This is a genomic window from Sphingobacterium sp. HMA12 (assembly GCF_002933815.1).
Taxonomy (GTDB): domain Bacteria; phylum Bacteroidota; class Bacteroidia; order Sphingobacteriales; family Sphingobacteriaceae; genus Sphingobacterium.
Genome location: NZ_BEYR01000001.1, coordinates 703,107 through 716,327, shown reverse-complemented (window position 1 = coordinate 716,327; position 13,221 = coordinate 703,107). Strand labels below are relative to the sequence as shown.

General features: G+C 34.5%; 10 protein-coding genes. 1 reads left to right on the top strand and 9 read right to left on the bottom strand.

What is annotated here, in order from left to right:
* Positions 1-262 precede the first annotated feature (262 nt).
* The 4 genes from HMAT_RS26895 to HMAT_RS03000 form a co-directional block, all read right to left on the bottom strand.
* Positions 263-418, bottom strand: a complete 156-nt coding sequence (locus tag HMAT_RS26895; protein ID WP_158655577.1) for a hypothetical protein — start codon at positions 416-418, stop codon at positions 263-265.
* A 277-nt stretch (positions 419-695) separates the two neighbouring features.
* Positions 696-2,501: a hypothetical protein gene (locus HMAT_RS03010; RefSeq protein ID WP_104381322.1), complete on the bottom strand. Its 1,806-nt coding sequence runs from the start codon at positions 2,499-2,501 to the stop codon at positions 696-698.
* Positions 2,502-2,821: 320 nt separating this feature from the next.
* Positions 2,822-3,463, bottom strand: coding sequence for a hypothetical protein (locus HMAT_RS03005; RefSeq protein WP_104381321.1), 642 nt, complete (start codon positions 3,461-3,463; stop codon positions 2,822-2,824).
* Positions 3,464-3,798: 335 nt separating this feature from the next.
* On the bottom strand, positions 3,799-5,421 hold the full coding sequence (locus tag HMAT_RS03000) for a hypothetical protein (RefSeq protein WP_104381320.1): 1,623 nt from the start codon (positions 5,419-5,421) through the stop codon (positions 3,799-3,801).
* Positions 5,422-5,594: 173 nt separating this feature from the next.
* Here HMAT_RS03000 and HMAT_RS02995 point away from each other — a divergent pair, with 173 nt between their 5' ends.
* Positions 5,595-6,047, top strand: a complete 453-nt coding sequence (locus HMAT_RS02995; RefSeq protein ID WP_104381319.1) for a hypothetical protein — start codon at positions 5,595-5,597, stop codon at positions 6,045-6,047.
* A gap of 328 nt (positions 6,048-6,375) precedes the next feature.
* Here the strand turns inward: HMAT_RS02995 and HMAT_RS02985 are convergent, their stop codons facing one another.
* The 5 genes from HMAT_RS02985 to HMAT_RS02965 all read right to left on the bottom strand — a co-directional run bounded on the left by HMAT_RS02985 (position 6,376) and on the right by HMAT_RS02965 (position 12,968).
* Positions 6,376-8,319 carry a transglutaminase-like domain-containing protein gene (locus HMAT_RS02985; RefSeq protein WP_104381317.1) on the bottom strand — a complete coding sequence of 648 codons (1,944 nt, stop codon included), beginning with the start codon at positions 8,317-8,319 and terminating at the stop codon, positions 6,376-6,378.
* A 100-nt stretch (positions 8,320-8,419) separates the two neighbouring features.
* Positions 8,420-8,908: a hypothetical protein gene (locus HMAT_RS02980; protein WP_104381316.1), complete on the bottom strand. Its 489-nt coding sequence runs from the start codon at positions 8,906-8,908 to the stop codon at positions 8,420-8,422.
* Positions 8,909-8,919: 11 nt separating this feature from the next.
* Entirely contained in the window at positions 8,920-9,474 is a 555-nt protein-coding gene (locus HMAT_RS02975) for an RNA polymerase sigma factor (RefSeq protein ID WP_104381315.1), read from the bottom strand.
* A 5-nt stretch (positions 9,475-9,479) separates the two neighbouring features.
* The gene (locus HMAT_RS02970; RefSeq protein WP_104381314.1) at positions 9,480-10,241 is read right to left on the bottom strand and encodes a GLPGLI family protein; all 762 of its coding nucleotides are present in this window, start codon (positions 10,239-10,241) and stop codon (positions 9,480-9,482) included.
* Between the two features lie 36 nt (positions 10,242-10,277).
* The gene (locus HMAT_RS02965; protein WP_158655576.1) at positions 10,278-12,968 is read right to left on the bottom strand and encodes an outer membrane beta-barrel protein; all 2,691 of its coding nucleotides are present in this window, start codon (positions 12,966-12,968) and stop codon (positions 10,278-10,280) included.
* Positions 12,969-13,221: the final 253 nt, after the last annotated feature.

Sequence of the window (13,221 nt, the reverse complement as noted above, 5' to 3'; positions counted from 1 at the left end):
CGTAATAAAAGCATTTATTACTTTCACCTTCCTATTATAGGGTATAACCGCAAAAAAGCATACGTGCAGGTTGACCATGTATGCGGTCCTTTATGTGGAAACGGCAATGCGTTTCTGCTTGAAAAAGTGAATGGTAAATGGGTAATCATACGACGATTCTTTAATCTTTGGATTTCTTAAGAAAAAAACAATCGTAACCAAAATAATCTTTAAAAGGAAGATATTGCTGTATCTACCTTTAACCAAAGATTTATTATACAAACTAAAATTCAATAATCGGTGCCGGGGTATCCCCTTTTTCGTAATAGCCTACAAGCTGGACGCCATCATAAGTTCCGTTTTGTAAAGCTGTGATTTCAGCAGCAGATAATGCTTTCATATCCGCCATCGTTTCCTTAATTAAAAATTGACTTGCCATATTCTTTTGTTTTTATGTGTATAGCAAAAGTATGGCTATGTGATTGGCTTTCTGAGGAAAACTAGGTGTATGTAGGCGGTATCTGGGAGATACCGAAAAGTAAGGGAATTTTGATTTTATAGTCAATAAAACAATACCGCATTCATTCTACAGATGAATACGGTATAGGTATATCAATTTTCCCAGCCAAGAAAATTTTGACACAGCCGACTAATTAAGTGGTTTGTTACTTTAATCTATAATATCAGTTTCAATAGAAATTAAATATAAGACTGACTCAGGGTATTTGCATTGTAGGTTGCTGATAGAGAACACCATTTGCGTCAGACCACTGACCAAACATCTCTGCCACACGCCATATATTATTTTCGTGATCCACACAGACAACGACGATATAACTTCCTAGGACATTGGACTGCAGGTAGCTATTAAGTGTACTAGGCATCCCCTCAAAAACTCCTCCACTGGACGGAAACCTTACTTTGATCGCAGATGAAGAACTTGCACAAACAATTTTTGACACAAGAGTGTTAGACAAGCTTTTCTCTAAAAAGACTTCTAAGGTGCCAGTGGCGTCAGACGCATTATCTATGTAATCAAAATAATTATATGGTGCTATCAAAGTATTTGAATTTATGCTCTTAAATAATCTCTTGCTACCTCCTATAGCCAATAGGTCATCAGCCTGCAAAGTACCTCTTCTATTTTCCGGTACACCGATATAATCTATCGCGCCCTTAATCCTGACATTTTTTCGCGTCTGCCCATTATTTCCAGAAATCATCATTCCCCAGCTATCCATGGGGATAGTAAAAAGAAACCTCAGATCACCGATAATAACTGACGGTTCCCTTTCAAAAACCTGCTCCCGCGTGTTAATAATTCTTAAACAGGCCCCCTCTACCATAGTTGTATTACTTCTATTCGTATTTATAAATACAAGCTTGTTTATATTGATATCGGGTCCGTCATAATAGTTATCCAGTCTTAATCCGTCTGCTCTATTATCAGTAAAAATCATATTATCAATATTTATTATTCCTCGCGAAAAATTATCAACAGAGGCCTTGACTCCCATTGCGAATCTGTCATTGAGATTCATATTGCCTAAATTTATGCTTATGGGATCTGAGTCCCTGGTATAATTAGCCAACGCAATCAAAAAGGAGTATGTACTGTTTCCATAGGTCTTTAAATTATTGATATTGATATTCTTTAATACCTGATAAGAAAAATTAGGTTCAATATCGACACAGGCAGCAGGAAGCTTACCCGAAATATTTCCAATTACCATATTGTCTATAAATAGACCATTTGCCGTGATCACAGTCAGACCTTGTCTTCTACAGTCTGCTATATTGATATTTTTGAATATTAAATTTTCATTGGTGTTTTTATTTAGGAAACTTTGACCGATGTATAATCCGTCCCCCCAACATTTAGATACATAAAGATCATCAATAACGATATCAGAAGAGTATTTGATACTCAACCCCATACCATGTTCCCCCACGACACCTAGGTGAGATCCCAAATCTCCAATAATATTTAAAACATTAGCTCGAACATTTTTAGCATTTTCAATAGTAAAAAGTGAATATTTATCGCTAAATACGGCTTTTGCCACGAATTTAGTTCCTGCTTTGCATTCAATAGTGGTGTTAGATTTAATGAAGATGCCACTATTGTTATTATATGTCGGATCAATAATATATTCACCGTTTTCAAAGACTACAAAAATACCTTTTCCCGAATTACTTTTGTCAAATACTTGCTGTAAAGGAATAGTGATATCTGCCCCGGAGTTTGGATGTATTCCAAAATAGGAAACGTTTATACAGCCATTAAAAGGATGTACTAATTTAATCCCATTCGTTTCAATAACACTCCCACCATCATCCGCGCCGGGATCAGGTGTCGTTGGAGCTAAGTAATAAATAATCGGTGCTGGGATATCCCCTTTTTCGTAATAACCCAATAGTTGCACACCCTCATAAGTTCCGTTTTGTAAAGCTGTGATTTCAGCAGCAGATAAGCTTCGCATAGCTGTCATAGTTTCTTTAATTAAAAATTGATTTGCCATATTCTTTTGTTTTTATGTGTAAAACAAAAGTATGGCTGTGTGCTTGGCTTTTTGAGTAAAACTAAGTGTATGTAAGCGGTATGTGGGAAATACCGAAAAGTCTATTCAATTCTCGAGATTCTGAATAGTCCAAACAAAAAAGCTTCCCTCTAACCGGCAGAGGAAAGCAGTTTGGCTATTTGTTGATCAGACTACCTGTAACCAACATTTATTTATAAATGTATACATGTTTTCCGGAATAGTTGTTGGTCATTTTACATCGCTTGAACTCTATCTTAAATTCAAATCATTAGTATAAGATGCAAACTCAGAAAAATGACTTATTTTTCCCTTATTCTTTTAATAATTTGCTGTATTTCATTCAATAATGCTATTTCATTATCTAAAATCATAAAGTATATCACCTTCACACTCCATAATATCACTAGATATTTAAAAACTTCTATAAAAATTAGTACATTATCAGCTAAAATCACCTCATTAAATAAAATTTTAGGGGTCGCTAAAACATATGCTAGTAAAACCAAGATTAATTGATAAAAGTTTTTTTTTCTATTTTTTGTTAAATTTTTCCTCTTTTTGAGTTCAGACAAACTACCGGAGAAGATATTTTCCACGTTTAAGTTTGTATCACTACTTCTAGCTATTTGAAGTGATTCCTTGATATTTGCAGTAGCCGACTGATTATTTAATCTTCTGAATTTATCATCCAGATTACTCTTCTCATCAACGAAGTAAATAAGTCCAAAAATTGAAATCACTAATAAGCTCATGAAGGAGACAATAATCAGATCAATTGGCATTGACGACGAAGCTATTACCGCCCCCCCAATTAAAGGCAAAAAATACAAAAACATAATCGGCAATAAACGTTTGTACCTAAATGCCCTCGGTGTCATATCGTATACCATTTCGCAATAAGCCCATTTTTTAAAATTCCTGTTAGTGAATTGATTTCTCATAATAGTGTTTTTAAATAATAATTAAAGCCTAATTTAAAGATAAAGCTCTAGATTAACTAATTTTTTTAGCTAAATATTAGTGGATTATTTAAAATAATACTTTGTGCGTGTTAATAATTTAATAGATCATTTCTACTTTGTCTGTTCGCAATTCTTCCTAACAAAAATATCGCCGTTGAAGGAGTTGGCAGGAAAACAAGGGGTATGTAAGCGGTACCGGGGGACACGGAAAAGTCTATTTCATTGGTTATTTTTTCTGTTTTAGAGCGTTTGCTCTAAAACAGAAAAAATAACCAAAATCGTTAAACAAGCTGACAATCAACAGACCTTAACAGTTAGTTTGAAGGAGGTAAAATATTTAAGTCACCTATCATAGTTACATACATATATGCGTCAGCAATTTGATCTGTAAAAGTGGTGCCGGAAACTGTTCTTTCAAAACATAAAATTCTAACCCTATTTTTTTGAAAATATGTATTGTAGGCATTTGTGTCCCCTACTTCTAAAGCAGAAGAACAATGATACATCCAACGGTGTGCATTGTCTCTGGGGAATACTTGGATAATGAAATTTGTCGTCCTATCATAATTTTTCGTCACTATTTCATAAGTCCCAGTTGCTGTTTTTGATACTGAAACAATCGCATCGCCAACATTGCCTAAATAAACTGATCCGTCAGGCTTAATTATAAAATGTCTAACTATTAAGGGTTTTCCTATCATTTCTGCATTTCCTAATGCATTAGTACTTCCTAATGGAGAAACTAAAGTCCCGAGAATATTATTACCTTTATATACTGCTAACATATTATCGGTTGACACGCTACGACTGGATACAGCTCTTAAGCTTAAATCAGAAATGTCATTTGCATTGATATCATACCGCTGAAGTCTTATTATTTTTGTATCTACCATTCCTCCACGACTTATATTAACAGATCCTCCATATTGCCCAAATCCTATAGATTCTTTATAAACAATATTTTGATCTGCTCTATCAAATCTGTTATTTTCTGTTTGTAGACCCGATTTTAAAATCAGGGGCGGATTGGTGTTTAGTTCAAACCAGCTGTCTCTTATTGTGCATGAATATGGAATTAAATCGAAAGCTCTTCCATTCTTTTCAAATACTGTTTCATTTATAAGTAAATTTACAACATTACTAGTTTTTAGGGTTTGATCGGTAGACAAATTCCACATTCCCAATATATTTCCCTGAAAATTACTTTTTTCAATAGTGACTTGTGTGCTAATAATACCGGGAGAATATTCTATGATGTTTAGACCTATATCAGAATTAACAATCCACATATTTCTAAAAAACACACAGGTGCCTGACAACCTAATATTTTCCCTACAATTTTGAACAAATATACCTTCAAATAAACTTTGGAAAGCAGTAATATCTAAACCTATCTGAGACCTATTGACACCGTTAAAATTCAAATAAGATATATTTATGAACGATACTGAAGTATTATCTTCCTTAGCCATTTTAACCAAAGTAAAACCAGAACCCTCGGCCCTGATACCGGAACGAGCGCCGCAACCTTTCATTGAGAAGTTGTCTTTCCTGATATGGATGGTAGCCCCAATTCCGAAACTCATATTGGGTATTTCAACATAGAAGTACTTATCAATAACTTTCTGTATATAGATATGATTATCATTCCGCTCCGGACTAGCTCCAAAATATCTTATATCGACGTATTTAGAAAAATAAGTTACTAATTTACCACTCATAATATTAATAATACTACCCCCATCATCGGGTCCCGGATCACGATCAGTTGTTGGATCGACATAGTAATAAATAATAGGTGCTGGAGTATCCCCTTTTTGATAATACCCCAATAACTGAACTCCCTCAAAAGTTCCGTTCTGTAAAGCTGTAATTTCAGCGGTGGATATAGCTTTCATATCCGCCATTGTTTCCTTAATTAAAAATTGATTTGCCATATTATTTTGTTTTTATGTGTATAGCAAAAGTATGGTGGTGGCAGTAGCTATCTGAGGAAAACAAGGTTTATGTAAGCGGTATATAGGAGATACCGAAAAGTCGAAGTTTGCGATAGGAAATCCCAGAAATATGATATATACTTTTTAAATTGTAGAGGAAATTGCGAAAAACAATGAAATCAGTTTTCACCTTAAAATACATATTACATAATGGAGGCTGGGCCGCTCTTGAAGTTGGCAATATAGAAAAGACTGTCACACTCAATATTTCCTTTTTTCACGATTCGTTGAAGGAATTGGCACGATCTGCCATTGAATTAAGAACTAGAGGTGAAAAATCAGTTGTTTTTATGGATGAACCTGGCGAGCATAAACTTATATTGAAAAAAAATGGCTCTGGCATTTCCTATGAACTGCGATGGTACAAAGATTGGGATAGTTGGAATCTCATAAGTGAAGATAATTTTGAGACCGTACTTTCGGGAACTACTACCCTGCCGAAATACATTAATTTGGTACGGGAGAATCTGATCAGCATATGGAATGAGGAAGGATTAGAAGGCTATAAGAAAAAATGGTCTAAACATGATTTCCCCCTCAGTGAATATGAACTGCTGAAAGGATAAAGAGTTTTAATGAAGTTGTATATGATCAGGTTTAATACATATAAAAATGATAGATAATTCTAAATATTTTCTTGGAATAGAATTAAAAATTTGATTAATAACTAGACGAGCGGCATTCCACAAGGCAGCCGAAATTATTAGAATAGCTACAGACATTTTGAGGAACTCTAGATAGCCAATCACATTATTAAGAGAAACAACAATTGTAAAACAGATTGCTACAATACCTAAAAAATAGTCCATGAAGTATAGCGGTATGTGGGAGATACCGAAAATAGAGAAACTGACATTCTACTGGTTATCAACCACATACTTACTGCTAACAGCATTACCACCAAACTTGTTTATTATTTTGATAAGTAAAAATCCGTTCCTCTGTGCCTTTTGTTTTATTATGTAAGAGGAAAAGAGCGTTTAGCGGACAATCGCTAAATTCAACTGATATATCATCTGCTTTTTTTTCACCTAGCGATCGCCATACGCCATTATTCCAATACATCAACTGATATTCATCCCCTACCTCAATATCATTCCCATCACCTCTCATGAAACATACCACTCGACCGATTTCTACCGGTTTTTCATAGGACATTCCTACCCAGCCTCCTGACCCTTCGGGTGCATCAAAAAAAGTGAGTAAATCGCGATCAAAAGCGGCTCCTTTTTCATATTTCTTTTCTGGAACAAATGATCCTGCTGTTCCAATAATCTGCCCGACGGAAGGTTTTCTATCACCGTTTTTATAAAAAAATAATTCCGCAATATTGGAATGCCCATTTTCAGCAGATAGTACTCTCCAATATCGAAACGATTGACCCTGTTTATTGATTTTAATATCTGTATCAAAATTATCAAATACATGGAAAGTAACCGCATCATTAAAATCGCTTCGGTTAGCACCTTGAATTTTCATACCGAGCTTTCTCAAGTTCGAAACATATACATTTTCTAATATCGGGTATTTTCTAAATAGTTGTAAATCTTGCTTTTTAGAGGTATCAGGTTGTATCAGCTCTATCGTGCCATTGAGATGATGAATAAAGGGAGTGCCAATCGCCTCTACGCCGAGATCAGCTTGTCTAACTGGTAAAAATAAGGCGTCTTTACCAATATTCTTAAAATAGGCTGTTCCATTATTGTTTTTGGCAAAATCTAGGATTTTCCATTCTGCATTATCAAATACTGCTAAATAAACATATGGATCGTCGGAGTTTACATTCACTTTAATGTCTGCGGTTTCCATATATTTGTCAGTTACATCTCGCATATAGGGACTTGAAAAAATTACCGGGACGCTCTTTTTTTGATTTTTTATCAATTCCTCAATATCCTTATTTATTTTATATGTCTTGCGGAAGACTTTGACCATAATATGATCTAACTTATGAGGGCTCCCTACCTTATCGCCTGCAGCCTCGAAGACAACTTCTTTTTTGGTATTATTAAGTAAAAAATTCCAAGAATGCCCCTGGCTTCTAAATGGCCACTGTGGGGTAAAATCCATTCCTGAGGGGATACCATTGGCTCTCATGACAGCATTTGCTAAATAGGTGTAGCTATCGCATGGACCTGAAGTAATCTTGGCTAATGCTCTCATACTTATGATCGTATAATTTTGGCTAGAATTTAGCTGAGGGCTCATATCTTGTCTTAATGTCTCATTTAGAATGTTACACGCAGTATATGAGCTTCGGGACGGTAAAGATGTGTATTTTAAGTTAGCTAATTTATTATTATATTTTTCATAAAAATATTCTTTCCAGTTATCCAATATTTGACCATCATAGACCTTATATGGTAAAATAAACTCACAGAATTCATCGAATGATAGATGTCGACCCCAATTATCATTCTGCCAAATTTTGAAGGAATTTTCAATATTATTAATCAGGAATTTGGATGTGATTACTTTGGTATCATCGACTCGTTCGAAAGGAAGCTTCTCATACTTCGCTAGCATTTCTCTATAAATGCTATCCCTTAAGGAATTGGAAAGACTTGATACACTATCCATCACTATTTCAATCTGATGTAGGATACTGTCGATCTTCTTATTAGATTTATAAGAATAATGATAGGTCATATTCTCTAGCAGATATCTGGCAGATCGATATTTTAGGCTATCCTCATCATGCTTTGAATAATAATCCAAAACATATTCAAGTTCTGGTCTATTTTTACCAGCGCTCTTTAAGGCATTTTGCAGATCTGTATCTGCGGATTGAGAGCATGCATAGCATAATGCAATAACAAAAAATAAGAGAAACTTCATGATAAAGCGGTTAAATCAGTTAATAAAAAAACACTAATCGAGAATTGTTCTCGGATCATCTATTCAACGAGCACAATAGTATATTCACTAAACGCTGTGTCTAAAAAGTACTAGTAATGCCTTCTTTCAATAGCCTCAGCCTAATCCTAGAAGAGAAAAAAAGCGCAGCGATAAAAGCCAATACAATTGGAATGTAGTATAAAAATAAATCATTGCTAAGGGTGGCCAAAAGACTATCCTTATAAGCTACGTTTGTGATGCAATAATAGAGCGGAACGCCTAAACAACCTGTAAGTATTAGAAAAGTCGCTACGATAATAATGGAGTCAAATCTTTTATCAGATTCCATTTTTGCCATTTCAAATTTATTTATTTCTGACATGACGGCTGTAGTCAATTGAGGCCCTGGGGTAATAGATTCTTTCATCAAATGTTTCAATTGGGAATGAGCGGATTTGATCTCCTCCAGTTTATCGGCCAACGTTTTATTGACAGCGCATTGCTGTAACAAATCGTTTTTTTGTTGCTCGGAAAGATTGCCATCGACAAACTTCCAAAGCATATTTTCGGTGTACTCGTTTTCAGACATCTCGGGAAAATTTATATTAAGAGTTTTTTTAATCGTGTTCTAGCGCGATGCAGTCGGGTTTTAACCGCGCTATTCTTGAGATTTAAAATCGTGCATATATCGTCAATAGACTGTTCATTTAGATAATATAATGTTATGATCAAGTTGTCGGCTTCATCGAGCTCGGATAGTGCTTTTTTAAATGCCATATTTAACTGCCCTTTATCGAGCCACTCAACTTCGGCCTCTTCTTCATAAATCTCATTAGAATAGTGTTGCTCAAAATCTTCAACTAAAAATAATTTTGACGCTTTTCTATTGGCAGAAATTGTAGTAGTATAGGCCACTCGATACAACCAGGTACTAAATTTAGACTTGAACTCAAATTTATGTAGGTTTTTATAAACCTTGAGCAAAATATCCTGTGTAATCTCTTCTGCAAATTCTCTATTACCGGTAATCTTGATAACAATTTGAAAAACAAACGAACTATACCGGTCTATTAAAATCGAAAAAGACATAATATTTCCATTAAAAACTTCCTCAATAAGTTTTTCGTCACTCGTTTTATTTGTATCAGATACCATTTGTGTTAATACATGATTCTATCAAACATCTCTTCCTTGATTTTTATCTTAGGAATAACTGCTTTCTTTAAATACGCTGGTATCTCGCTGCTACTTATTTTTGCACCCGCAAATTCTCGCTGCAGGGAATCAGATTTGGATCGTTTCTCAACCTTAGTAGCAAACCAGGTGACGTGATCATGTGGCAATGCGACTCCCAAAATCATCCCGGGCAGACCATTGAAATGCTCAGGTCCTCCGGACAACGCGATATCTTCAGTATAAAACGCCACAACATAGATTGAATCACCAAATACGCCGTTGGCTCGAATACAATTATACCCAGCTATATTGCGTGTTTCATCTGTCAGTTTCCATTTAATCGCCATTGGCTCTTCATCCATATTAATTTTTTTGTCAAAAATGGTCATAGCCGAAACAGCATGTTTTTGATCTAGGTCTGTAAAAACAGTATTTTGAGCAGTAATTTCGCTTAAAATGTTTTTACTTTCAAAGTAATCTTCGGGTTTGTACAACGTATTATTGTCTGCATACTCCAATGAAAAATGAAACGTATCGAATGGCTCTGTCATCTTTGTAAAATTATCAACCAATCTTTTACCTTGCGGGGTCTGATCGTCGAACATATTTTTAAATTGTGCATGGTTATTCACCTTCTTTTGAAAATGAATGATACCTGATGTCGAAACGTTTTGCTGGCCCTGGGACTCCCCAAAGAAGGAAAATAGGGCGATAGTAATTAACACTATTCTTTGAATATTTATCATATCATTTTTGTTTTTTAGTACATTTTGTGGTTCATTTTAATTTCCCATTTTGTTAATCTCCCAAATCAAACCAAGTGAAAAGTTTCTTCCAATCGAGGAGTAGGTATTTTCAACAATCAAATTATTATTTACAGATCTTGAAAAGCCCTTATTTTGATTCAAAATATCATTTGCAGATACTTTAATCACCAAATTTTGATTTTTAAAAAATGATCTAGAAGTTGAGAAATTTATAATACATCGTTCCAACTTTCTACTAAATACATTAATAGGCTCCTGGTAATCGTAAGTACCATTTAATGAAAGCTCATACCTCTTGGATGGATAAAATAAAAATTCTGGAACAATTAAATATGTCCAATATTTAGCATTGAGATTTTCATCCAATGAAGACATGATCGTATTATATTTTGTATTGAATAAAATTGAAATATCATATTTTTCGGGATTTCTTTTTGAAAATTTTAATGAGAAATTAAGCCTTTGCACTTTATTTTCATTCAAAAACTCATTAATATAATTAGCAGTGTGGGCAAATCCATAACCAATATCACTATTAATTTTAATATCAACCGGCAACAGTCGAAAAGAATAAATAAGGTAGCTGTCGAACGATTTTTGTTTAATATCTGAAAGATTAGCAAACTCATAAATACTTTTACCAACTGAATCTGTCGTAATTTTCGGAACTATCGAGTGTTGTTCTACTGCATATAGGCCATTTAATAAGATGGTTTTATCTTCCATTAATAGGTAATCCCTATAATTTAAATTAAATGATTGCTTAAATGCTGGTTTAAGCGACGGATTTCCGACAAAAACATTCAAAGGATCGTCATTTATCTGCATGGGCTGAACCTGATTTATATTAGGCTGTACGGTGCCGCCATTATAGGAAAATAATAGTCTATTTTTTCTTGGAAATATATATTTGGTCTCAAAATTTGGATACCAGTTGACAAACTTTCTATTGAGATTATTATTATCTAAAAAGTCTTCTTGATCTTGCTGATTGAGTTCAATACCAGGAGCAATTTTCACCTGAATATGCGACTGTGAATATTCAAAGGACGTCCTTAATTTATGAGTATTTTGTTTAAGCCTATATTTTATAGCATTATGAACGCCTAACGACGTGCTGTCAATATTGGAAATTTCAGTAGTATTATCAGATTGTTGTGATGATATATCATATTCGGATATTAAAGTTATTGTTTTCCCAAATTGATTGATATATGCAATCTTCCCACCATATTGTCGGGTAGTTTTCGTATCAAATCGACGTTCATTCAGCTTTATTAGCTGATCTTCTTCATCCGAAAGATTATAAAATATATTCTTTGCATACAGATTGCGTTCGGCCTCTGTCCTAGCATTCGAGGTGCTTAAGCGAATGGAAATAGAACTCTCATGACTGAATTTCCTATTCCACACGAAGAAACCATTAAAACTAGAACCGTTTCCGTTTAGATAGATATCCCGTTGGCTCTCATTTATTTTAATTCCACTTTTTCTTACACTGCTATCCGAAAATACGCTTTGAACATTGTTTTTATTTTTTAGCCCTTCTAAGAATAAATTGAATGTGTTGGCTGAATCTAGCGCCATTTTTATTCTCAAGTCGGCCTTATTTCTTAAATTATTTGTATTGAATTCTTCTTTAGAGAAACGTGTGAAACTGTTGTCAGGTTGAATGTTCTCACTAGTAGAATTTTCAAAACCTCGCGTATTATAATCTGCGATTTTGTAATTGGCATTTATGTAATACTTTTTGTCCACAAAATTTTCATCAAAATGTGCTCCCCCAGTTTTCACTGTTGGAATTCCTTTACCACCGAAATTACCTCCACTGCCATCAAGCTCGTCGATTCCGAATTCACTGTTACTAAAATTGCTTTTATCTTCCCAACCCAACCCTGTGATTCCGTTATTACTTAATATGCCGTAGCCTGCAAGCTTGCGTTTTGAACTGAACGAATTTAACATTGCTTGGGAATCATATATTTTCGGGGTACCCCCAGATATCTGCATCTTGCCGAAGTATCCATTTTTCTTATTCGCTTTTAAAGTCACATTAACGGTTTTCTCTTTTTTACCAAAATTATTTCCGCCAAGTTCAGTTTGTTCGCTATCGCCATCATACAATTGAATTTTTTCGACAATATCTGCACGGATATTCTTAGTAACCAGAGTTGGATCATCTCCGAAAAATTCCTCTCCTTCCAATAGCACTCTTTTTACCTTTTCTCCATTGGCCGTAATATTGCCCTTCTTGTCAACCTCAAAATTTGGAAACTGACGTAATAAATCTTCAACTCGTGCGTTTTCTCGCACTTTAAAACTATCAGCTTGGAATTCTAATGTATCTCCCTTCTGGGTAATGGCAGCGATCTTTTTCGACTTGACAAGCACTTCATCAAGTTTTATGCTTTTCTTTTCGAGTTTTATCAATTCCAGGGTTGGTATACTTCCATCGCTTGTAACATTTAATCTCGTTTTGTATGCAGTATACTGTAGATGCGAAACAGATAGTAAGTAGTTACCAGGGCTCAAGCTTTTTATTGAAAAACTACCGTCTTCCTTTGTCCTAGTACTATTAATCAATATCGAATCTTTAGATCTAAGAATAGTAATTGACACATTGCTTAAAGGAGCGTTATCAACGGAATCAACAACTTTTCCTTTAACCTCGGAATGCTCTTGTGCAAATAGGTTTCTATTTGACATAGTGAAAATTGAGATGTAAAGTAAAAGCAAACATATAACCCGCGATATTAATCCCCTTAGCATATTCTATTTTAAACTTTTAAAATAATAGTATATAACTAAAAGAGCGATTCCGCAGAAAAATGATACGCACAAAATATATAACAATGCGCCAGGTATAATTTCGGCATTTATGCACGGTCTTAAAATCAAGCCAACTGTAACACCAATACATATCCCCAATAAAATTAACCCACTTGAAAAATATCCAGAT